Annotated in this window: 18 protein-coding genes, 2 other RNA genes and 2 pseudogenes; 10 read left to right on the top strand and 12 right to left on the bottom strand. The window is 42.8% G+C overall.

The window, feature by feature from the left end:
• Positions 1–22: 22 nt before the first annotated feature.
• From dnaJ to grpE, 4 genes are all read right to left on the bottom strand, one after another.
• The gene (gene dnaJ, locus ED652_RS07485) at positions 23–1,171 is read right to left on the bottom strand and encodes a molecular chaperone DnaJ (protein ID WP_017106604.1); all 1,149 of its coding nucleotides are present in this window, start codon (positions 1,169–1,171) and stop codon (positions 23–25) included.
• A gap of 289 nt (positions 1,172–1,460) precedes the next feature.
• Entirely contained in the window at positions 1,461–3,374 is a 1,914-nt protein-coding gene (gene dnaK / locus ED652_RS07480; RefSeq protein ID WP_009848331.1) for a molecular chaperone DnaK, read from the bottom strand.
• A 443-nt stretch (positions 3,375–3,817) separates the two neighbouring features.
• On the bottom strand, positions 3,818–5,092 hold the full coding sequence (locus tag ED652_RS07475) for a dicarboxylate/amino acid:cation symporter (protein ID WP_017106603.1): 1,275 nt from the start codon (positions 5,090–5,092) through the stop codon (positions 3,818–3,820).
• Positions 5,093–5,484: 392 nt separating this feature from the next.
• Positions 5,485–6,066 carry a nucleotide exchange factor GrpE gene (gene grpE / locus ED652_RS07470; protein ID WP_065104990.1) on the bottom strand — a complete coding sequence of 194 codons (582 nt, stop codon included), beginning with the start codon at positions 6,064–6,066 and terminating at the stop codon, positions 5,485–5,487.
• Between the two features lie 143 nt (positions 6,067–6,209).
• Here grpE and nadK point away from each other — a divergent pair, with 143 nt between their 5' ends.
• From nadK to bamE, 3 genes are all read left to right on the top strand, one after another.
• The gene (gene nadK / locus ED652_RS07465; RefSeq protein ID WP_017106601.1) at positions 6,210–7,094 is read left to right on the top strand and encodes an NAD(+) kinase; all 885 of its coding nucleotides are present in this window, start codon (positions 6,210–6,212) and stop codon (positions 7,092–7,094) included.
• A 294-nt stretch (positions 7,095–7,388) separates the two neighbouring features.
• The gene (gene recN, locus ED652_RS07460; RefSeq protein WP_017106600.1) at positions 7,389–9,053 is read left to right on the top strand and encodes a DNA repair protein RecN; all 1,665 of its coding nucleotides are present in this window, start codon (positions 7,389–7,391) and stop codon (positions 9,051–9,053) included.
• A gap of 167 nt (positions 9,054–9,220) precedes the next feature.
• Positions 9,221–9,580: an outer membrane protein assembly factor BamE gene (gene bamE / locus ED652_RS07455; RefSeq protein ID WP_009848326.1), complete on the top strand. Its 360-nt coding sequence runs from the start codon at positions 9,221–9,223 to the stop codon at positions 9,578–9,580.
• Positions 9,581–9,744: 164 nt separating this feature from the next.
• On the opposite strand, the gene ED652_RS07450 is transcribed toward bamE, so the two are convergent.
• Positions 9,745–10,056, bottom strand: coding sequence for an RnfH family protein (locus ED652_RS07450; RefSeq protein WP_004735158.1), 312 nt, complete (start codon positions 10,054–10,056; stop codon positions 9,745–9,747).
• Positions 10,057–10,059: 3 nt separating this feature from the next.
• Positions 10,060–10,488, bottom strand: coding sequence for an SRPBCC family protein (locus tag ED652_RS07445; protein WP_004735157.1), 429 nt, complete (start codon positions 10,486–10,488; stop codon positions 10,060–10,062).
• 119 nt (positions 10,489–10,607) lie between these two features.
• Between ED652_RS07445 and smpB the strand changes: the two genes are divergently transcribed.
• The 3 genes from smpB (at position 10,608) to ssrA (ED652_RS07430) (ending at position 12,094) form a co-directional block, all read left to right on the top strand.
• Complete coding sequence (smpB, locus tag ED652_RS07440; RefSeq protein WP_122054127.1) at positions 10,608–11,093, top strand: SsrA-binding protein SmpB; 486 nt, start codon at positions 10,608–10,610, stop codon at positions 11,091–11,093.
• Between the two features lie 66 nt (positions 11,094–11,159).
• Positions 11,160–11,516, top strand: a transfer-messenger RNA (tmRNA) gene (gene ssrA, locus ED652_RS07435).
• A gap of 211 nt (positions 11,517–11,727) precedes the next feature.
• Positions 11,728–12,094, top strand: a transfer-messenger RNA (tmRNA) gene (gene ssrA, locus ED652_RS07430).
• A 419-nt stretch (positions 12,095–12,513) separates the two neighbouring features.
• Here ssrA (ED652_RS07430) and ED652_RS07425 read toward each other — a convergent pair.
• Positions 12,514–13,641 carry a hypothetical protein gene (locus ED652_RS07425; RefSeq protein WP_162929928.1) on the bottom strand — a complete coding sequence of 376 codons (1,128 nt, stop codon included), beginning with the start codon at positions 13,639–13,641 and terminating at the stop codon, positions 12,514–12,516.
• 66 nt (positions 13,642–13,707) lie between these two features.
• On the opposite strand from ED652_RS07425, the gene ED652_RS07420 reads away from it, so the two are divergent.
• The 4 genes from ED652_RS07420 (at position 13,708) to ED652_RS07400 (ending at position 18,332) form a co-directional block, all read left to right on the top strand.
• Positions 13,708–14,858, top strand: a protein-coding gene (locus ED652_RS07420) for an IS3 family transposase (protein ID WP_122054123.1) whose coding sequence is annotated in 2 segments (ribosomal slippage) — positions 13,708–13,951 and positions 13,951–14,858 — 1,152 coding nt in all. Because the reading frame shifts where the segments join, the coding sequence is not laid out codon by codon here.
• A gap of 721 nt (positions 14,859–15,579) precedes the next feature.
• Positions 15,580–16,365, top strand: a complete 786-nt coding sequence (locus ED652_RS07410) for a metallophosphoesterase (RefSeq protein ID WP_122054122.1) — start codon at positions 15,580–15,582, stop codon at positions 16,363–16,365.
• A 120-nt stretch (positions 16,366–16,485) separates the two neighbouring features.
• A complete protein-coding gene (locus tag ED652_RS07405; protein WP_122054120.1) occupies positions 16,486–17,847 on the top strand; it encodes a type II toxin-antitoxin system HipA family toxin in 1,362 nt (453 codons plus the stop codon).
• The gene (locus ED652_RS07400) at positions 17,844–18,332 is read left to right on the top strand and encodes a helix-turn-helix transcriptional regulator (RefSeq protein ID WP_122054118.1); all 489 of its coding nucleotides are present in this window, start codon (positions 17,844–17,846) and stop codon (positions 18,330–18,332) included. Before ED652_RS07405 ends, ED652_RS07400 begins: the two co-directional genes overlap by 4 nt.
• A gap of 450 nt (positions 18,333–18,782) precedes the next feature.
• Here the strand turns inward: ED652_RS07400 and ED652_RS07395 are convergent.
• The 5 genes and pseudogenes from ED652_RS07395 to ED652_RS07375 form a co-directional block, all read right to left on the bottom strand.
• A pseudogene (locus ED652_RS07395) lies at positions 18,783–19,079 on the bottom strand (transposase); the annotation flags it as partial.
• A gap of 27 nt (positions 19,080–19,106) precedes the next feature.
• Entirely contained in the window at positions 19,107–20,657 is a 1,551-nt protein-coding gene (locus tag ED652_RS07390; RefSeq protein ID WP_122054116.1) for an IS66 family transposase, read from the bottom strand.
• A gap of 85 nt (positions 20,658–20,742) precedes the next feature.
• On the bottom strand, positions 20,743–21,087 hold the full coding sequence (gene tnpB / locus ED652_RS07385; protein ID WP_122054114.1) for an IS66 family insertion sequence element accessory protein TnpB: 345 nt from the start codon (positions 21,085–21,087) through the stop codon (positions 20,743–20,745).
• Complete coding sequence (locus ED652_RS07380) at positions 21,084–21,383, bottom strand: hypothetical protein (RefSeq protein WP_122054112.1); 300 nt, start codon at positions 21,381–21,383, stop codon at positions 21,084–21,086. Before ED652_RS07380 ends, tnpB begins: the two co-directional genes overlap by 4 nt.
• 77 nt (positions 21,384–21,460) lie before the next feature.
• Positions 21,461–22,351: pseudogene (locus ED652_RS07375) on the bottom strand (IS66 family transposase); the annotation flags it as partial.

Genomic DNA, 22,351 nt, shown 5'->3' with positions numbered 1-22,351 from the left:
AGATTTTCAAATTACTATCTAATTACTTAGTTAGGTCATCGAAGAAGTTTTTAACACCGCTGAAGAAACCTTCAGACTTTGGCTTATGCTTGCTCGCCGCTTCGCCACAACATGTCTCTTCGAAATCGCGAAGAAGTTGTTTTTGACGAGAACTTAGCTTAACTGGTGTTTCAACCACTAGCTTAACGATTAGATCACCCACACCGCCGCCACGAACACCTTTCACGCCTTTGCCACGCATACGGAACATACGGCCCGTCTGTGTCTCTTCAGGCACTTTAAGGTTTACACGACCATCCAGTGTTGGAACTTCAACTTCACCGCCTAGCGCTGCCATTGTGAAGCTAACTGGCACTTCGCAGTAAAGATTGTTGCCGTCACGCTCAAAGATGTTGTGCTCTTTTACGTGTACTTGTACATACAAGTCGCCAGCTGGAGCGCCGTGCTCTCCTGCTTCGCCTTCGCCAGATAGACGAATGCGATCACCAGTATCAACACCTGCTGGGATCTTAACGTTAAGCGTTTTCGTCTTCTGTTTGCGACCTTGACCATGACATGAGTTACATGGGTCTTTGATGATCTTGCCTTTACCGTTACAAGTAGGACAAGTCTGTTGAACCGCAAAGAAACCTTGGCGCATTTGTACCTGGCCGTGGCCATGACAAGTACCACACGTTTGTGCAGAAGAACCCGCTTTCGCGCCGCTACCATCACAAATATCACATTCAACAAGTGTTGGTACTTCAATTTCTTTAGATACACCACGAACGGCTTCTTCTAGAGAAAGCTCCATGTTGTAACGTAAATCAGAACCACGTTGTGCACGCGCTTGACCGCCACCACGACGACCGCCGCCAAAGATATCGCCAAACACATCACCGAAGATATCGCCGAAGTCACCTTGGCCACCGCCGCCGTAACCGCCGCCGCCACCCATGCCACCTTGTTCAAAAGCTGCATGGCCGTATTGGTCGTAAGCTGCTTTCTTTTGAGCATCGGTTAGGATCTCGTACGCTACTTTTACTTCTTTAAATTTGTCTGCTGCGCTGTCATCACCCTGATTACGGTCCGGGTGGAATTTCATCGCTAAGCGTTTGTACGCTTTTTTAATATCACGCTCTGATGCATCGCGGCTTACGCCTAATACTTCGTAAAAATCACGTTTTGACATGTTCTAGGTCACCAAATAATTGCTACTACCGAATGATCACTTCAGTAGTCTGTGTATCAATCTAGATAAAAGTTCTGCCGGCTGAAGCACCGAATAAAGCTATTATCTAGATCGACAAGTCTAAATACAAATTTACGGGCGTGAGAGTTACCTCTGACGCCCGTATCTTTAGAAATCGAAAAACGATTTTTTCTAAGCTAAAACACGTTAGTTCAAGGAGAAGGCACGGAGCTTACAAGTGCAAGTGAGTACCTTCGACGCAGAAATCACGTGTTATAGCGACGAAAAATTATTTTTTGTCTTCTTTAACTTCTTCAAACTCTGCGTCTACTACATCGTCGTCTTGCTTAGGTTGTTCACCAGCATCAGCACCAGCTTGTTCAGCTTGAGCTTTCTGTTGAGCAATTTCCATTAGCTTTTGAGCTGCTTGCATAAGTTCTTGAACTTTAGCGTCGATAGCTTCTTTGTCGTCACCAGACTTAACTGATTCTAGAGCTTCGATAGCTGCTTCGATTTTAGCTTTCTCGTCTGCAGGTAGAGCTTCACCAGCTTCTTCTACTTGCTTCTTAGTGCCGTGAATCATTTGGTCAGCTTGGTTACGTGCAGTTACTAGCTCTTCGAACTTCTTGTCAGCTTCTTTGTTAGCTTCTGCTTCTTGAACCATTGCTTCGATCTCTTCCTCAGACAAACCGCCTGATGCTTGGATAGTGATCTTCTGCTCTTTACCTGTCGCTTTATCTTTAGCAGATACGTTCAGGATACCATCAGCATCTAGGTCGAATGTTACTTCAACTTGTGGCATGCCACGTGGTGCTGGTTGGATACCTTCTAGGTTGAACTGACCAAGAGACTTGTTGTAAGTCGCTTGCTTACGCTCACCTTGAAGAACGTGGATAGTTACTGCGCTTTGGTTGTCTTCAGCTGTAGAGAACACTTGATCCGCTTTAGTAGGGATAGTTGTGTTTTTCTCGATAAGCTTAGTCATTACGCCGCCCATCGTTTCGATACCGAAAGATAGAGGAGTAACGTCTAGAAGAAGAACGTCTTTAACTTCACCAGCTAGTACACCACCTTGAACAGCAGCACCCATTGCAACAGCTTCGTCAGGGTTCACGTCTTTACGTGGCTCTTTACCGAAGAATTCAGTTACTTTAGCTTGAACCATAGGCATACGAGTCTGACCACCAACTAGGATAACGTCAGTGATTTCGCCTACAGATAGGTCAGCATCTGCTAGAGCAACTTTTAGTGGCTCAAGAGAACGTTGAACTAGGTCTTCAACTAGAGACTCAAGCTTCGCACGAGTCACTTTGATGTTCATGTGCTTAGGACCAGTCGCATCAGCAGTAACGTAAGGTAGGTTTACGTCAGTTTGAGTAGTAGAAGAAAGCTCAATTTTCGCTTTTTCTGCTGCTTCTTTAACACGCTGCATTGCTAGTGGATCAGCTTTAAGGTCGATACCTTGCTCTTTCTTGAACTCATCTACTAGGTAGTTGATCATGCGGTTATCGAAATCTTCACCACCAAGGTGAGTATCACCGTTAGTTGAAAGAACTTCGAAAGTCTTCTCGCCTTCTACTTCATCGATTTCAATGATAGAGATATCGAATGTACCACCACCAAGGTCGTATACAGCGATAGTGCGATCACCACCTTGCTTGTCTAGGCCGTAAGCCAGAGCAGCAGCAGTAGGTTCGTTGATGATACGTTTAACATCTAGACCAGCGATACGGCCAGCATCTTTAGTTGCTTGACGTTGAGCATCGTTGAAGTAAGCAGGAACAGTTACTACTGCGCCAGTTACTTCTTCGCCTAGGAAGTCTTCAGCTGTTTTCTTCATTTTCTTAAGAACTTCAGCAGATACTTGAGGAGCAGCCATTTTTTGGCCTTGCGCTTCAACCCATGCATCACCGTTATCAGCTTTAACAATGTTAAAAGGCATGATTTCGATATCGCGTTGAACTTCTTCATCTTCAAAACGACGACCGATTAGACGCTTAATCGCGTATAGCGTGTTTTGAGGGTTAGTAACAGCTTGACGTTTCGCAGGTTGACCAACTAGCGTCTCGCCTTCAGTGTATGCGATTACCGATGCTGTTGTGCGTTCGCCTTCAGCATTTTCTAATACGCGTGGTTTGTCACCGTCAAGAACAGCAACACAAGAGTTAGTAGTACCTAAATCAATACCAATGATTCGACCCATCAGGCTTTCTCCGAATAAATTCTATTTAGTTTTTTGCTATACCCACTATGTGGGGGGTAGTAATCAGGGATTCAACCCTAATACACAAAATTTAAATGCAAATGTATTTTGCTTTCGTATGCACCATAGATAAGGGCTCACGAAGCCTTTTCAAGGGGGATACTGGATTTTTTCACATTTATTTTAATAAAAGGAATGATTAGACACGAATACATATCATTACCTCCATAACTGGGTTTATCAACTTTCGATTACCCGTTGCTATAGCAAAGTTCTGTTTCTGAAAGAAGACTAATCAGACGGATTTCCCTCACAAAGCCATTCACTCTCAGCTAAAGCAGATAAAGTGCTCTCCTCCCCCAATAAAAAACGGAGCCACTTAGGCTCCGTTTATCTATTCAGGATTTCCACTTAGATTTCATCTATAGAAGAAAAGTCTCTGATTATGCTTCTGCTTTCTTTAGCTCAGCTTCTTCGTTAGCTTCAACGCCGATTTCGTTTTCAGATTTCGCTACGATAGTGTTAACCGCAGTATCACCAACAACGTTAGAAGAAGTACAGAACATGTCACAGATACGGTCAACAGCAGCAACAATCGCTAGACCTTCTGGTGGCAAACCTAGTTGGTGTAATAGAACACCGACCATTACAACACCACCGCCAGGAACACCACCAGCACCGATAGACAGTAGCAAGATAGTTAGACCTAGAGTGAAGATGTCAGCAGTGTTGATTGGCTGACCAAATGCGTTTGCTACGAACATAGTTGCTAGTGCGATGTAGATAGATACACCAGACATGTTCATTGTTGCACCTAGTGGTACACCAAAACCTGCGACTGACTTAGATACGTTCAGTTTATCCGTTAGAGTGCGCATTGTTACTGGAATCGTCGCGTTCGAACTTGCCGTCGATAGTGAGAATAGAACTTGCTCACGAGTTGCACGTAGGAACTGCTTTGGAGAAATACCAGTGAATGAACCAACCATCATTGGGTAGAAGAAGAAAATCCAGAACACAAGCATTGCCACAACAAGCGCTACATAGCCAGCAACTGACATTAGCGTGTTTGCATCAAGTGTTGCACCTAGTTGAATCATCAGAGCAAATACACCATATGGCGCAAGGCTCATTACTAGGCCGATAAGCTTCATCATGATTTCGTTAGCCATCTTGAATGTCTTGATAGCTGGGCCACCACGAGAATCAAGAGCTTGGATAGCAAGACCAGTCAGAATAGCCATGAAGATGATTTGCAGCATGTCGCCACTTGCAAAGGCTTCTACAGGGTTGCTAGGAACGATATTAACAACAAGAGAGAAGATATCTGGCGTTTCAGTTGTTGTAAGCGCAATTGTCTCAGAAACTGTACCCGCTAGATTCGCACCAGCACCCGGTTGGAAAATAAGACCAATCGTTAGAGCTGCTGAAATCGCGATGATGGTGTTAATAATGTAAAGACCAAAGGTTTTACCACCAAGGCGACCAAATGAACGAATATCTTTTAGCTCAACGATACCGCAAACAATAGATACGTATACAAGAGGTACTACAAGCAACTTGATAAGTGATACGAACATACCACCAGCACCTTCAGCTGCGCCGAGTAGGTACGTATCAAAAATAGCAATGCCGCTGAATAGGTACTGAATAGCAGTACCAATAATTAGGCCAGCAAACAAGCCTACAAAAATCTTACTTGAGAGCGATTTGTCCATCGTTCTTCTCCAGTTTGTTGTGTTTAAAATTTGTACTTTTATAGTTATATATGCGACCAGAATCGCTATATTGCAGTGGATTTTACATACAAAGATAACAATTAAAAGCATTTATTTACAAAAACATTACAAGTGTGACATCGAAACATTTCTTCAATTACAACCAGTTTCATAATATAAAACTCTAAATCATTGTTCTGGATAAAATAAAAAGAACGACATTCTTAATGCCATATTGGTGACTATTTACGTGGACTCTCAAGTTACAGGCATAAAAAAAGAGAGGCCTATGCCTCTCTTTCCATTTCACGTTAACCAGTGAATTATTTTGTCGCCGCTATTTTGTTACTTCACAATTGCCATTATCAACTGCTTAGCAAACGGCCACTCAATTACTTAGCAACCATTACCATTGCAGGGCGAATAACACGGCCGTTAAGCTCGTAGCCTTTCTGCATAACAAACATTACAGTGTTTGATTCGTGGTCTGGGCTTTCTTGAATAGACATTGCTTGGTGGTATTCAGGGTTGAATGCTTCACCTTCAGGGTTGATCTCTGTAAGACCAAATTTAGCTACTGTGTCTACGAACGTTTTGTGAGTTAGTTCAACACCTTCAAGAATCGGCTTAACCGCTTCGTTCTCAGCATCTGCAGCTTGTACTGCACGCTCTAGGTTATCGATAACAGGTAGTAGGCCTTCAGCAAATTTGTTTAGCGCGTATTTACGTGCTTTATCCACTTCTTGCTCAGTACGACGACGCATATTCTCAACTTCAGCTTTAGCGCGTAGTACAGAATCTTGCTGCTCTTTCACTTTAGATTCGCTAGATAGCAGTGCAGCTTCTAGTTGAGCGATTTTTGCTTCTTGCTCATCAACAGACTCTTCATTCAGCTCAGCTTCTTCAACTTTCTCAGCTTCAGCAATGATTTGATCTAGCTCTTCTTCCGTTACTTTGTTTTCTTCGTTGCTCATGATCTCTCCAGAATTCGTTTTCAATGCAAGTGACAGGTGTGTTTGCACCCCAAATTGATATAAAACACTCGCATAGACGTTCAACTTGCCTTTATTATGGGGATGAAGAATTTTGATTCAAGCCTAATTCGTTTGGAAACGTTATGAAAAAGCCATTTGAAGTCATCGCCATTATTGGTAAACCCCGAGATCAGCAAGCAATTCAGACTCATAGAGAACTCTATCAGTGGTTAAGTGCTGAGGGTTATCAAGTATTTGTTGATGACAGACTCGCTACTATTTTAGACGATATCCCCAAAGAACATTTTTCTAGCCTAATTGAACTAGGAAAACGTGCCGATCTCGCCATTGTTGTCGGTGGCGACGGCAATATGCTGGGTGCCGCTCGTATTTTGTCGCGTTTCGATATTTCAGTCATCGGTGTTAACCGAGGCAATTTAGGTTTTTTGACAGACCTAAATCCTGAAAACTTCCAAACCTCACTCACCGATGTACTTAAAGGTGAGTTTATGGAAGAAGAGCGATTCCTACTCGAAACAGAGATACATCGTCATGGCCAAATAAAAAGTCACAATGCTGCACTTAATGAAGCCGTGCTTCACCCTGGCCAAGTTGCGCACATGATCGAGTTTGAAGTGTATATCGATGACAGCTTCGCCTTTTCACAGCGTTCTGATGGCTTGATCGTATCGACCCCAACGGGTTCAACGGCCTACTCGCTTTCAGGCGGTGGTCCTATTCTGTCATCAAGCTTAAATGCAATTTCATTAGTACCGATGTTCCCGCATACACTTTCAAGCCGACCATTAGTGGTGGATGGAAAGCGTCGTATCAAGCTGATCGTATCGCCTGATAACCGCGGCACTCAAGAAGTCAGCTGCGATGGTCAAATCTCGCTACCAGTTTCCCCTGGCGATGAGATCCACATTTACCAAAGCCCGAATGTACTCAAGCTGATCCACCCTAAAGATTACAATTACTACCATGTTCTACGTAATAAACTAGGTTGGTCGAGTAAGCTGTTCTAAGAGAATAAACGCTCCAGTGGAAACCGAAAATTTGAAAGGCTGACGACATTCGTCAGCCTTTTTTATTGCCAGTAAAAAGCCCGTCGACTCTAGCTTCTCTTCAATTCCTTATACCGTCATTCCCAAGAGGGAGGAACGACTGAGTTGGGAATCTATAGCGGTTTCAGTGATCTACAGACAACCTCAATTCTGAGATCGGTCACAAAAAATTTTCACCTGTCGACTTTACTGTATAAAGAAACAGTATATACTGAGCTTATATACAGTATTGTTCAGTTATACAGGTAAATAAAAATGCTGGCTCATCTAAGTGTTAATAATTTCGCTATTGTTAAGTCTTTACAGCTAGAACTCTCTAAAGGCATGACAACAATCACCGGTGAAACTGGTGCGGGTAAATCTATCGCTATCGATGCTTTAGGCTTATGTCTTGGGGGAAGATCCGATGCAGGAATGGTTCGACAAGGTGAAGAGAAAACCGAAGTCAGTGCCGCTTTTTTACTTGAGAACAATCTGCATGCTACCCGCTGGTTAGAAGACAATGAACTGCTTGATGGCAGTGAGTGCATCCTGCGCAGAACCATCTCAAAAGAAGGTCGTTCTCGTGCGTTCATCAACGGCAGTCCTGTTCCTCTTTCACAGTTAAAATCGCTTGGGCAGCTATTGATCAACATTCACGGTCAACACGCACACCATCAATTGATGAAGAGTGACTATCAAATGGCGATGCTTGATCAATACGCAGGTCACTTGAACCTATTGAAATCGACACGTAATGCCTACCAATCATGGCGACAAGCGGATAACCATTTAAAAGAGTTACGTGAAAATAGCCAGCAAAACCAAGCTCAAAAACAACTTCTTGAATATCAAATCAAAGAGTTAAATGAGCTGTCTATTGGGGAGGAAGAATATGAAGACCTCGAACAAGAGCATAAGCGCCTCTCCAATAGCGGAGAACTGGCCACAACCTGCCAACAAGCTATCGAGCTTATTTATGAAGGCGAAGAAGTTAATGCGCTTGGTATTCTGCAATCGGCCAATAACTCCTTAATTCAGTTAGCAGAGCTAGATGAAAGATTGGCTGAATTACCGAATTTACTTTCTGAAGCCATTATTCAGATCGAAGAGACCAACAACGAGTTAAGAACATACCTAGACAGCATTGATGTTGATCCCGGTCGTATGGCTTATGTTGAAGAGCGCTTTTCAAAAGTGATGTCGATGTCTCGTAAACACCACGTGTTACCTGAAGAGCTTTATAAGCACCATCAAGACTTATTACAACAAGTTGAAGCGCTGGATTGCTCTGATGAAAAGTTGGAAGAATTAGCAAACGAGGTCGAAAACCAATACCAGTCGTTCGTGGCTAAATCAGAAAAGCTTCATAAGTCTCGAACTCGTTACGCAAAAGAGCTCAACAAGCTGATCACGCAAAGCATGCATGAACTGAGTATGGAAAAAGCGCAGTTTGCCATTGAAGTGAACAACACCAACACACATCCTTCTCCATTGGGTATGGATAACGTGACCTTCATTGTTTCGACTAACCCAGGTCAACCAATGCAGCCAATTGCTAAAGTGGCCTCTGGTGGTGAGTTATCACGAATCTCACTGGCGATTCAGGTGATCACCGCGCAAAAAGTAGATACACCAAGCCTGATTTTCGATGAAGTGGATGTGGGTATCAGTGGACCAACCGCTGCGGTTGTCGGAAAAATGCTGCGTAAGCTGGGCGAATCGACACAGGTTATGTGTGTGACGCACTTACCTCAAGTGGCAGGTTGTGGACATCAACAGCTGTTTGTAGCGAAGAACACGAAATCAGGTAAAACTGAGACTCAAATGCACACGCTTGATGAACAACAACGCGTTTCAGAGCTTGCTCGACTGCTTGGTGGCAGCCAGATTACCGAATCGACACTGGCCAACGCAAAAGAGTTATTAATCGCAGCATAGGTTACATATTCGGCAACTTTCTGATAATTTACCGAAAATTCTTGGCAATTTTGCAACTTAATTCAAAATTGCCAGTCATAACAAGCTCAAAGCGCAAGGAGCTTTTTACTTCTTGCTGGAGCTTGTTTATTATCAGGCAGTATTTTAGCGAAGAAAGATCTCAAACTATGCGAATTAAAAAGTGGTTAGTTGCAGTTCCACTTGCACTAACAATGTTGACCGGTTGCTCTCTACTAGAGAAGTTGGTTTATCGAATTGACATCAATCAGGGTAACTATGTCGAACAAGAAGCTGTTGACCAGCTCAAGTTTGGCATGACAAAAACACAAGTTCGTTACGTTATGGGCTCACCTATGCTTATCGAAAATGGCTACCCAGATACGTGGTACTACATTTACCACCACCAAAAAGGCCATAACGACCCTATTCAGAAAAACCTTGTCGTGAACTTTGATGCCACTGGTACTCTAGTGACGATCAATGGTGACTTTGAAGCCAGTGATGAGTTCTTCGAAAGCCTTCGCTAGCTTTCCAGTCAACAAAGCTCTCAGTCGACAAAGCAAGAATTGCAAAAGCCTGCTCACGAGCAGGCTTTTTAATATCCGCTAACAAATTAAGTGCGTTGTCTAACCAACAAGCACAAAAAAGCTCGCCAAGATAGCGAGCTCTTTTTAGTCAAACTTGTGTGGCATTACGATTTAGCAGCGGCCGCTTTTGCTTGTTCAGCACGCTTACGGCGAATCTCTTTTGGATCGGCTAACAGTGCTCGGTAGATTTCGATACGATCTTTATCGCGAACAGTCGCATCTAGCTTAACGTTACGGCTGAATACGCCAACCTTGTTTTTCGCTAAGTCGATCTCTGGATACAACTCCAAAACACCAGACTGCGCAATAATCTCTTCAACGGTCGCGTTCTTGTTCACCACCAAGGTAAACACACGCTGTTCGTGCGGAAGTGCAAACACAACCTCTACGTGGATCATATCTGATTCAATAGTCATGGCTTAGTAAACCTGTTTCGCGCGTTGAGTAAAAGCACTGACCATATTGCTCGTCAGCTCATTGAAAACTTTACCAAATGCCATTTCAATCATTCGGCTAGAGAATTCAAACTCTAACTTAAGCTCAACCTTACACGCTTGCTCATCGAGCGGAGTAAAGTACCAACCACCCTGCAGCTTTTTAAACGGGCCGTCCACCAACTCCATCAAGATCTCAGCACCATCCGCTAAACGGTTAGAGGTAGTAAATGTTTTGCTGATCCCCGCTTTAGAGACATCAACCGAAGCCACCATAGTTGAATCTGAAGATTCGATCACACGTGAACCAGAACACCCTGGCAAAAACTCATGATAACGAGCAACATCATTGACCAAGCTGAACATCTGGTCGGCACTAAACGACACTAATGCTGAACGAGTAACCTTTGGCATATAGACTCCTGTTAAAGACAGCGTTACATTAACACAAACTGCAATTTTAATTGTATTGGGCCAGAGCGCAAATAAAAAGGATTCCCCAACTAGGGTGCAATCCGTATAATGAGGCCATTATGGCAAAGAATAAATCAAAATCAAAAGCCGGTAGCAATACCATTGCGCTTAATAAGAAAGCTCGCCACGAATATTTCATCGATGATGAGATAGAAGCGGGGCTTGAGCTACAAGGTTGGGAAGTAAAATCCCTACGTGAAGGCAAAACCAATATCGCAGAAAGCTACGTCTACATCCGAGACGGCGAAGCATTCATCAGTGGTATGACGATCACTCCGCTAACTCAAGCGAGTACTCATATCGTGGCGAACCCAACACGCATCCGTAAACTACTAATGTCGAGAAAAGAACTCGATAACCTTATCGGTCGTATTAACCGTGAAGGCATGACACTTGTCGCAACCGCGCTTTACTGGTCTCGCTCTTGGGCGAAGATTAAAGTTGGCGTAGCGAAAGGTAAGAAGCTGCACGATAAACGTACTTATATGAAAGAAAAAGATTGGGCGAGAGATAAAGCTCGAATTATGAAGAGTAATTTGCGTTAATTTTAATCACTTAAACGCACAGTGCTAGACAGGTTAAGCTTTTCTGGTACTATGCAAATAACACTTGGGGCTGATTTAGGATTCGACAGGAATTTTGAAGTCTGAGGTGCATGCCGTGGGGCGGTTGGCCACGTTAAAAGCCGCAAAAAAATAGTCGCAAACGACGAAAACTACGCACTAGCAGCTTAATAACCTGCTCAGAGCTCTCTTACCCTAGCTTCCGCTCGTAAGACGGGGACCAATAAGAGATCAAACCCAAACTAGCTAGCGTGGCTTCTCCCACCTGAGAGGAAAAGCGCGAATTATAATTCAGGTTAGCCTTTAACTAGCGTGTCGATTCGCAGGTTGCTGGTGAAATTAAAGATCGACTAAGCATGTAGTACCAATGATGAATGATTTTTGGACGCGGGTTCAACTCTACCATCAAGTCTTAATTTTAGTGTCTTTTTATGAAAAGCCTTACTGAGTAAGGGTTCAACGACAGTTTATCTGGTAATCGTATTTTTCATAAAACATTGCATAAATTCTTGGTTATGATTATATTATTCATAACTTTATTAAGCGAATAAGTCGTTTTATGAACCTCAGATTCATAAAATGCACCGTATAAATTGCGAATCGATTTATACACAACGGGGGTGATTTAGGATTCGACAGGAATTTTGAAGTCTGAGGTGCATGCCGTGGGGCGGTTGGCCACGTTAAAAGCCGCAAAAAAATAGTCGCAAACGACGAAAACTACGCACTAGCAGCTTAATAACCTGCTGAGAGCCTCTTTGCCCTAGCTTCCGCTTGTAAGACGGGGAACAACAAAGAGTCAAACCCAAACGAGCTAGATCGGATTCTCCCGCCTGAGAGATGAAGTTCGAAATATAATTCAGGATAGTCATTTACTAGCGTGTCGGTTCGCAGGTACTTGGTGAATTTAAAGATCGACTAAGCATGTAGTACCAATGATGAATGATTTTTGGACGGGGGTTCAACTCCCCCCACCTCCACATTCGAGAAGCCGTATATTCAGTGAATATACGGCTTTTCTTTTATCTAGAACTTTAGTTTTCTAAACCTTTAGTCGCTTATTGAATCGACCAAGATTTCTTACACACTTTTTCAGTTCTCTTTCAATACTTGCATTAAAAATATATTAAGAATCGATGACGATAACTATCGGCTGAAAATCTAGCTACAACACAATGGCGCACTTCTATGTTAGAAAGTGCCACGGTGAAAAATTCAATCTGAGAAGCTTTTGGACAAAAACGTTTTAGTGCCAATAAACTAAAACGTTAGTTTGAGATTAGAAAAAGTATCTTTAACCTCGAATTTTAAGCCTATTTTAAACAAGGCTATTTCTTCGGGTACTTCTGAAGCTTGCGCTTCATAAGGTTTGGTGTGACTTTTTCATGGTGGTAGACATATATTAAACTAACTCCATTTTCTTTACACAATCGAGCTTTACGGGCATCACGTTCCAAGTTCTTTTCGTAAGCATCTTGACCACAAAAAATTCAACTGAATCAGTGTGCTGTTTTCCTTGATACTCTATCGCTAATCGTAGTTCTGGTAGGTATACATCAAGCCTTTGCTTGCCAAGCCAAGTTGGTGAGGCTTCTCGAAGAATACGTTGCTCGGTCATTAAATCCTTGGTGAATAGGAAAACTTTGTTCTCATTTACCCACTTTTGTCTGCCAAGTGCTTGTTCAAGATTATCACAAATCCAACTCCAACCAGATTCGTACTTCTTTCGTTCAGCAAACGCTTCATAGGAATAATGCAACGATGGAGAAGGTTCTCCATATCGAATTATGCTTTCTTCAACACCTTGTTCTTTAATTACGCACAAATGACAAATGTCTTTTAATCTAGGCAAGCTTACTAACTCTGAAAGCATGAATCGTTCACTGTGGTAACTATCATGGTTAGAAGCTTTTTTAGGGTTAGAAAGTAACTCTTCATGAAACCCTTTCGTGCATGAACACAAATACCTTTTACCGTCACTTTGGTTTACAAACGTCATTTCATTGTGAGCACAACCAAACAAGTCGTAGTCACACAGGTACAAACCTTCAGGTGACAATGTTTCCTCAAGCAAAGAAAGGCAGTTGATTGAAAGCTTACTTTTGACGTCTAGTCGAGGCAAGTGAACACGTAGATCTGAATAGGTGTAGTTAATTTGCTTTTTTAGCTTTTTTGCAAAAGTTGGTTCAAAAATTTGATTATCGAAGCAATTAAAAACTGGTACATATTCGAACACGCCATCTTCAAGATTTCTTTTTACTTTTATAGTTATAGATAGATTCAAAGCAAGTTCAAAGTCTTCAATGGAAGCCAGAGAGTGCCCATATAGAAGTGACGTTTTATTTTCAATGGAGCATTCAGCATCAACAAACAAATTATTGATAATCCTATCATCACCACTCGCTTGATTAGAAAGGCACTTCTTAAACGAGTACAATAAGCAGTCGGCAAATGAAGTATATGTTTTCTTCTCTAAACTTTTAGCAATTTCATTTTCTAGGCTTTGCTGGCTTAACGTTATGTTTATCACGAACTGATCCGCACCAGCAGTTTTGGACATCGAGTTAAGTGAGTACAATCACTAACGAGGTGAACCATGACAAGCAAGAAAAAACGTATTATCCAATCCCCTGAATTTAAAGCAGAAGCCCTGAAGCTAGCAGAGAAAGTGGGAGTAGCTGCGGCAGCGAGGCAACTGTCATTACACGAATCCCAGATCTATGGTTGGCGTAAGGCAGTTAAGAGCGACACCAGCACCAGTCAGCGAGAAAAAGATCTAGCCGCTGAAGTGGCCAAACTCAAAAGACAATTGGCTGAGCAAGCTGAAGAGCTAGATATCGTAAAAAAGGCCGCCACCTACTTCGCGAAAAACCTAAAGTAGATTGCTACGAATTTATGCTCGAACACCTGCTGTGCTTCAGTGTTATCCGCATGGCTAAGGTGTTCTGCGTTTCACGAAGTGGGTTTTATTACTGGATTAAGCATCGCCACAAGACCGCCCAGCGCGAGGTAACTCGCCAAGAGTTTGATACAAAGGTCAAAGAAGCTTTTGACAATAGCAAAGGCCGTGATGGCTCAAGGCGCATCCAAAAAGAGCTGGCTGAGAACGGTGATAACCGTAATATTAAAACCATTGCCGCCAGTATGAAGCGACAGGATTTAACACCGAAAGCGGCACGTAAGTTTAAGTGTACGACGGACAGCAAACATAAACTGCCAGTGGCACCGAACCTGCTGGCTCAGGATTTTAACGCTGAGGCTCCGAATCAAAAGTGGGCGGGAGACATCACCTATGTGGCGACAAGTGAAGGCTGGCTGTATTTAGCGGTAATCATTGACCTTTATTCAAGGCAAGTAGTCGGTTGGTCTATGGATACCAGAATGACGGCAACTCTGGTTTGCGATGCGTTATCAATGGCCTTGTTCCGCCGAGGTTTCCCTGAGCAGGTTATCGTTCATAGTGACCGAGGTAGTCAGTACTGCTCAAAAGATTATCGAGACATCATCACCGCTTATAATCTAAAGCAAAGTATGAGTAGGAAAGGAAACTGCTGGGACAATGCTTGTGTTGAGAGCTTCTTCCATTCAATGAAAGTTGAAGCGATCCAGTATGAGCCGATCATGACGCGAGACGAGATGCGCCAAACAATCTTTGAATACATAGAGGTTGATTATAATCGGACAAGAAGGCACAGTGCTCTTGGGTATCTAAGCCCAGTTAACTTTGAAAATCAAAATGTCGCTTAATGAAGTGTCCAGTCTGGCTGGAGCAGATCATCTCAGTACACACCACCTACACTGAGCTTTCGTAATGACCAATATCGTCATCGCAACCAGCGGAATTTCAACCTTCACCGCTCCGACTCATGGCAATCAACAACGAAAGCTATCCAGCCAGCAACTGTACCAAAACGTTCCGCTCAATTTGAGTGCATCATGTGTCAATGCCAGTGGCAAGTTACGCTACCTAGTACACCAATCTGCCCTCAATGCCATAGCCACCTATACGCTAGCGAGGTCTCTTCAAGATAAGCACCACATCAATCGTTCATTTTATTCTTCTGTTCATTTTTTATGAACAAACCAAAAAAATGAACACAACCAAATACTATTCTTAGTTTTTGATTCTCAAGACTAGCACTCTGAAAATATATAATGAGTAGTTAAAGTTACATAAGCAAACTAAAACCTACACAATGAGTAGTAAAAGTGTCATTATCACCAACTACTTCTCACAACTAATCACCGATGAGGTTCCTCTTTTGTGTGCTCTGACTCTGGCATCAATACACCACATACCCTAAATCAATTTCATCACACAAAATGCAGATAATGAGATGAGATTGATTTAAAACATAAAGATTGGCTATTTTTCATCCTCAACACATACGGAAATAGCTACCCCTTAATCAGCAGGAGGTATACTGTACGCAATGACCACATTTACAAACTAAGCCAGTTGGAGAAATTGAAATTTTACGCAGTATCTGATTTGCACTTGGATTTACACGGCATCCATCGAAGCTTCTGGCATAACTTCGATAATGACGCTGTTTTGATTATCGCTGGTGATACCGCCAATGCACTCACTGGTATTGCGTATGTAAAAAATGTTCTTTGCTCTTACTTTAAAGCCGTAATCCTCGTTGCAGGGAATCACGAGTGGTACAGTAATAAAAACAAGTCCTATCGTTCTGGCTCTCTGCGCAGACAAGTTTCAATAAGCTCCACAGACAACATTAATACTCAAACATACTCCCCGATATCAAAACTTAAAGCACACAGTGATACGATTGCGAATTTGTTTTTTCTGGATAATGAGTCAATTGATTTGGATGGGCGTACCATTTATGGCGGCACTCTTTGGTTTCCTATCAACACATATTCTCCTGAACTAATAGATGCGTACTCAGAACTGATGAATGATACGAAGTACATCAGCAATCAAGTGATTGAAGAGCAACACAAAGCATTCATTAACAACTTTCCAGGGAAAGTTGACATAGCAATATCTCATCACCTTCCATCAAAAGAAGCTTTTGCTGTCGAACAAAGTGCCAACAGCGATTATGCCCCGTACTACCATGCTAGTTTGAGCGACGAGCTAATCTCTATAGCACGATACTGGATTGCAGGTCATCAACATGATCCAGTAGAAAAGAGCATTGCTGGCAGCACCACTTTCATTTGTAATCCAAAAGGCTCAATCCCACTCAAGTCAGGAGGCTTGAAGATCAAGGCATACTACCTATAGCTCGATAACTGGAAGCCTACACAGGCTTCACGACCAATTAATGCGTAAAAAAATACACATTAATTGATAAAATCAAGCCTTATGAGTATTATATTACTCATAGATAGAATGGAGTCCTCAATGGAAGAATTAAACATACAAGCTTTTATCAAGGGTGAATGGCTAGACATTGCTGTCATTTCATTTCCGAAAAGTGAACAGAACAACTTCCGAGTGACTGAACTCAATTACCTCGGAAACTACGCATTAGAACATCACGAAAAAGATGACCTACATGCAGTATCAATGAACCTGGCCGTATCTTTTTTCTTTGACGATATGGGAAGACCTGGATGGCTAACTTTTCTTGATGACATCATGCCAAGTGGAGCAAGTAGACGCTATTGGGTCAAACATCTAGACATTGAAGATCTTTCAATTGATGAACAAGACTATGTTTTATTAAAGTTTGGCACAATGTCCCCTATTGGTAACTTACGAGTAAAAGACTCTCTACCAGAACGCTACGAAGAGTCCGATACCCTCTACTTTTCTTTAGATGATGTAAAAAACCGCGCAAGTGATTTTTTAGATTATGCTCAACAAAGAGGGGCGGCGGCTGGCGGTGCAACAGGTGCAGGTGGCGAAGCACCGAAACTAGTGTTGCGTTGTTCTAGAGGAGATACAAAGCAAAATAAGATATGGATCGATCCTTATCAAGATGATAACACCAACCAAGATTTACACTATTTAGTCAAGTATCCTAGAGGCTCAAGAAGCGCTATTGACTGTAATATCCTTCGAGCTGAGTTCTATTATTATCACGAACTCACCGATATGGGTTTTGATACGATCCCAACCAAAAATATGCGATTAGAAGAAGGATTAAACTACCCTTCTTTATGGTTGCCGAGGTTTGATATTCGTTTTAACGAAGAGCAGCATATTGAAAAATTCGGAATGGAATCTGTTTACTCCATTCTTGATAAAGGTGCAGGAGTAACTCTAGAGCATGAAGCTACTATTAGAGCGTTAATAGAAAAAATCACTCATAGCCATACGGTACAAAATCAGGGGTATGATTTTGATGTTCAAAGCTTTGTTATCGAGTGGATTAAGAGAGACTTACTCAACATTCTATTTGGCAATAGCGATAATCATGGTCGAAACACCTCATTCTTAAAAGGTGATGGTTGTATTAAGTTAGCCCCTATATACGATTTTGCCCCAATGAAAGCCGATCCTGAAGGTATTCCACGAACGACAAAATGGAAAGCCCCACTAGAAGTTGGAGGCACTTACAATTTTATCGGCATTGCAGAATCGCTGTCTGACCTTGTACCGAGTGAGTTGTTGCTTAGCGAGCTAAAAGATACCGCAAAAAAGTGTATTGATCTTAAAAAAAGACTGGTAAAGCGAGGTGTCCCAGAGCAGATCGTAGAAATGCCAGCTATTGGATTAAATCATATCCCTGAAAAGTTGGAAAAATGGGGGCTATTATGAGCAATAATAACAAGTCATCTAAAGAGTCTATAAATGACGTAGTTCATCGCCTACGAAATAATCGCAAACAGCTCTCTAGCTCCTACGGCACAACCAGCAATGACAGCGTAAGACCTGATACTATTCGCCTCAGAGTACGACCTTCACAAAGAGCCTCAAAAAAGACTCCAACACCAAAAGCGATCGAACGTACCAAGATAGTAAATCAAATAGTTAAACAACTGTTATTTGGCGATTTAACTCAAGGTCAAGCTCTAAAAGAACTTCGAATCAATGTGTTGGGTTTAAAGCAAGATGTTTACGCAAAGCTCGTTGATGTGTCTCGAAAAACACTATCTGATATAGAAAATGATCGTGGTAATTACAAAACAGACATATTGAACAAAGTTTTCAAACCTTTTGGTCTAAGAGTTGGCCTAATACCGTCCTCAACAAGTATGCTAAACTCATTACTCAACAACGATAAATCACCTGTTGATGAGTAACAGTTACAACGAGTTTTAAGACCATTTTGCTATGATTGGTATAAATTTTAATAGCAAAAGGTTATATAAGGACGGGGGTTCAGTTCCTTTTGCAGTAGGAAATTGATGTAACATTTGATGCTACACCAAATTGGTAACACCAAGCTAATCACCTGAATTTTAAAACATTGATACATTGGTTCAACTCCCGCCAGCCCAAACGTTTGGAAACAACGTATTATCAATTAGTTAGCGCTTTTTGGTAATGCGCTTTTTTTTATTAGTGCCTCACAAAAGTGCCACAGCTGTGACACTCATAGGAAACATTCTTATTGTGGTGCAGGTAGCGCTAAATTCTCCACAAACTCTAGTGCCAAAGCATCCCTATCACCAAAGTATTTACCTGCCTTTTCAGCAATCCATACCTCATGGAAATGCGTATGCGCCCCATGAACCCACGGGGCGATGTTGTTAATGTTTGAAGTTCCAAGGTAGGAGCGCATCGATATCAGGCTCAACTTTCGCGAGCTCTTTCATGCACTTGACCATGTAGTCGTAGAGGATAAGGCCGTTGGCTTTCGCAGTCTCGACGATGCTGTAAAGCATCGCGCTCGCATCGGCACCATTTGGTGTGTTCGAGAATAACCAATTTTTTCTGCCAATGACCAGCGGTTTAATGGCGCGTTCAGCACGATTATTATCGATAGATAAATGACCGTCATCAATATAGCGGATGAGCTTGGGCCATTGGCCGAGCGTATACTTAATGTAAGCGTCTAATTAAGCAGTGAGGCCTTACTCGGTCTCATTGATGTCAGAGTTCCATGGCATAAGATCGGTAAGATCATCTTGAGGTGAACGCGTTGGAAGCACTTTGAACAAGTGCGCGAAGTAGTAATATGGGTTGATGTTATTCGCTCGACACGTCATTACTAAGCTATATAAGTTAGCACTCGCAGTGGCACCTTCAACGGACGTGGAGAACATCCAGTTTTTACGACCCGTAGTAAACGGGCGGATATCTCGCTCAGTCACATTATTATCTATGCTGATATCACCATCTTCGAGATAAGTGAGCAGCTTAGGCCATTGGTTGACGGTGTAATTAATGGCTCCGCCGAGCTGACTTTTGGGCAGCACTTTTTCTTGGCTTTCAAGCAACCACTGATGGAACTTATCTAAGATTGGTTTCGATTTTTGTTGGCGTAGTTGCTGCCTTTCAACAGTATTTAACCCCTTGGCTTCTTGCTCGACACCATATAGCTTGGCGATGAAGTTGATGGCCTTTGCAATACGGCCTGACTTCTTCTTTGGTTGTGCTTTTTGCGCATCAGTAAACTTACGTCGGGCGTGAGCTAAACAACCAGCTTGGATAACATTGTTTAAACCGCTGTAGGCTTGATAACCATCGGTGAGCAAGTAGCCCGAGTAACCACCTAAAAAATCTTTAACGCATTGCCCAGCGCGGCTTGGCTGATAGTCGTAAATTACTACTGGCTGTTTAACGAACTCACCACTGCGATAGACCCACATGTAAGATTTGCTTTGTGCTGTTCTATCTTTTTCTCGCAGCACTTGAACGGTGGTTTCATCGGCGCAGATGAGCTTTTCATTCAGTAAATGGGCTTTCATCGCTTCAATGATGACATTCACTTTGTTGCCCAGTTGAACGCACCAGTTCGCCAGTGTACCTCGGCTTAGCTCGATATCAGAACGCTTTAAAATTTCGACCTGACGGTAAAGCGGCAGTGCATCCACATATTTTGCGGTAACAACCGCGGCGAACGCTTCAGGGCTGCCCATGCTTTTTGGGATCATATTAGCAGGCTTAGGGGCGGTAATGATTTTACTGCTGGTTTGTGTTTTTTCGCAGTGTCGGCAAGCGTATTTGGTGCGCTTATGGCGTATAACGCTGACCTTTTGAGGGATGATTTTTAGCTCTTCCGAGACGTCGGTTCCGCACTCATGTAATGGTTCATTGCAACAGTCGCAGTAAGGTGCATTGAGTGTGTGTTGTAGCACTTCTCGCTCTAGCTCTTGAGGCAGAGGTTTTCGGCCTTTCTTATGATGCTTCGGTGCAGGTTTAGGCAAGGCATTTTGTTGCTCAGCTTCATTGAAGGTACCTTTGGGTTCTTTTTCACTTTTGGCAGAGAAGCGCTTAGATTTACTGAGATTAAGCTGTTCGATGAGTAACTGCATTTTGTTTTCTAGCTCAACGACTTCTTCTGCTTGAGTTTGAACGGTTTTCTCTAATGTCGCTATCGCATTATCTTTAGATTGGTTTTCCTCCTGAAGTTTGAGCAGCATCGCTTTGAGTTGTTCAACATCATCAGGAAGTTCGGTCATGTTAGGGCTCTTAATTCAATATTTTCACCTAGTCTGACAGCGAAAAAAGATCATTCAAGCCCAGTATGATGATCAACATTCTAGCTCACACTTCTCGCCCATAGAGAGGCTGATGTGCTTTCGGATTTTCAAGTTTTAACCCAGAGAGCAGCCAGTTGAGTTGTTGGGTAGAGATGTGGATATGACCAGACGCCGTAGGCCTTGGCCACTTGAAGCGGCCTTTTTCTAAGCGGCGATAATAGAGCCAAAAACCATTGGTATCCCAGAACAAGATTTTGATTTTATCTCGTCCTCGGTTGCAGAAGATGAACCATGCGCTACTCAATGGATCCATTTCTAGCACATCGGCCACAACGAGAGAGAGGCCATCAATCGACTTTCTCATGTCGGTAATACCTGAGACAAGATAGACAGCGCCACTTGGGATCATTGCAGCGCCTTAAGCCATGTTTGAATCTGAACCAATGAAAGTGACGTTGGCAACTCGGCTCGGAGTCCGTTAGGCAAGTGGACGACAACCATTTCCCCACTGAAAGATGGGAGGTCATTCATGACCACTTGGTGAGCTACTTGTTCATCGTCGGTTTGCTTGAGCTTTTTCAGCCAGTAGTGAAAAGTGGCGTAGTTGATGTCGTGCTCTTTACAAAAATGTGGAATGGAAAGGCCGCTTTCTTGTTGCTTGAAAACAATGGCCGTCCAATGTTGGTGCTTTTCTGATTGTGTCATAGTTCCTCCATTAGGCTGGCGAAACTATGACAAAGGCTTGCTGAAATTAGAATGTGTGGTTAATTAGATGCTTACTACTTAATCGCTTTACCCAGTGGGCTAGACGCTATAACTTGTTGAGTGGTCATCCACTCGTATAACTCATCCAGTATCGGTTTTGCATGCTGTTGACGTTCTGCTTTTCGTGTCTCGACAGATGCACCTTTTAAGCGGGATTCTATCCCATAGAGCTTCTGGATTTTAGCCAGCGCTTTATCTGCTTTGCCTGACTTGCCTTTACCTTGAAGCTTCTTAGCATCCATGAACTTACGTCGTGCATGCGCCAAGCAGCCAACATTGGTTACCTGGTGAAGACCATCATAGGCACCATAGCCATCGGTTTGCAGATAACCACTGTAATCCCCCAAGAAGGCAACAGGGCATGCCCTCGCGCGACTGTTTTGATAGTCGTACAAGGCGATATTCTTTACATTCAGCAGTGCAGCGTCGGGCGAGTCTGCGCCCGAGCAGTAGAGCCACATATAACACTGTTTATCTTCTTTGAGGACATTGAGCGGCGTTTCATCCGCCTGAACCACCACTTGCTCTAGCAGGTGCTCTTTCAAGGCCGCATACAGCGGTGTGAACTTCTCACTGACTTGGATAACCCACCTTGCCATGGTAGTTCGCGATAGCTCAATACCCGACTGAGTAAACAGCGACTCTTGGCGGTAAAGTGGCATTGCGTATTGATATTTACCAAGGATGATATTGGCCAAGGATGATATTGGCCAGCAAGCTTTCTGTGGCAAAGCTTTTAGGGATGATGCCCTGAGGCGCTGGCTTTTGAACGATACGGCTATTGTCTTCCGTTTGCTCGCACTGACGACAAGCATATTTAGGACGAACATATTCCAGCACTTTAAGCACAGCTGGTGAGAACTCAAGTTTCTCACTGCGGTCTTCACCGATTTTATGCAGACTATGTT

This window comes from Vibrio sp. Evd11 (assembly GCF_900382755.1).
GTDB lineage: Bacteria > Pseudomonadota > Gammaproteobacteria > Enterobacterales > Vibrionaceae > Vibrio > Vibrio lentus.
Note: the sequence above shows the minus strand (reverse complement) of the source record. Positions and strands in the feature narration are given on the sequence as shown.

Excerpts from the sequence above, each read along its gene's own strand:
- ED652_RS07400 (WP_122054118.1), top strand. The coding sequence starts at position 17,844 with ATGAGCAATAATAACAAGTCATCTAAAGAGTCTATAAATGACGTAGTT.
- grpE (WP_065104990.1), bottom strand. The coding sequence starts at position 6,066 with ATGAGCAACGAAGAAAACAAAGTAACGGAAGAAGAGCTAGATCAAATC.
- bamE (WP_009848326.1), top strand. The coding sequence starts at position 9,221 with ATGCGAATTAAAAAGTGGTTAGTTGCAGTTCCACTTGCACTAACAATG.
- dnaJ (WP_017106604.1), bottom strand. The coding sequence starts at position 1,171 with ATGTCAAAACGTGATTTTTACGAAGTATTAGGCGTAAGCCGCGATGCA.
- nadK (WP_017106601.1), top strand. The coding sequence starts at position 6,210 with ATGAAAAAGCCATTTGAAGTCATCGCCATTATTGGTAAACCCCGAGAT.
- ED652_RS07475 (WP_017106603.1), bottom strand. The coding sequence starts at position 5,092 with ATGGACAAATCGCTCTCAAGTAAGATTTTTGTAGGCTTGTTTGCTGGC.
- ED652_RS07450 (WP_004735158.1), bottom strand. The coding sequence starts at position 10,056 with ATGACTATTGAATCAGATATGATCCACGTAGAGGTTGTGTTTGCACTT.
- ED652_RS07390 (WP_122054116.1), bottom strand. The coding sequence starts at position 20,657 with ATGACCGAACTTCCTGATGATGTTGAACAACTCAAAGCGATGCTGCTC.
- recN (WP_017106600.1), top strand. The coding sequence starts at position 7,389 with ATGCTGGCTCATCTAAGTGTTAATAATTTCGCTATTGTTAAGTCTTTA.
- dnaK (WP_009848331.1), bottom strand. The coding sequence starts at position 3,374 with ATGGGTCGAATCATTGGTATTGATTTAGGTACTACTAACTCTTGTGTT.
- ED652_RS07405 (WP_122054120.1), top strand. The coding sequence starts at position 16,486 with ATGGAAGAATTAAACATACAAGCTTTTATCAAGGGTGAATGGCTAGAC.
- tnpB (WP_122054114.1), bottom strand. The coding sequence starts at position 21,087 with ATGATCCCAAGTGGCGCTGTCTATCTTGTCTCAGGTATTACCGACATG.
- ED652_RS07380 (WP_122054112.1), bottom strand. The coding sequence starts at position 21,383 with ATGACACAATCAGAAAAGCACCAACATTGGACGGCCATTGTTTTCAAG.
- ED652_RS07445 (WP_004735157.1), bottom strand. The coding sequence starts at position 10,488 with ATGCCAAAGGTTACTCGTTCAGCATTAGTGTCGTTTAGTGCCGACCAG.
- smpB (WP_122054127.1), top strand. The coding sequence starts at position 10,608 with ATGGCAAAGAATAAATCAAAATCAAAAGCCGGTAGCAATACCATTGCG.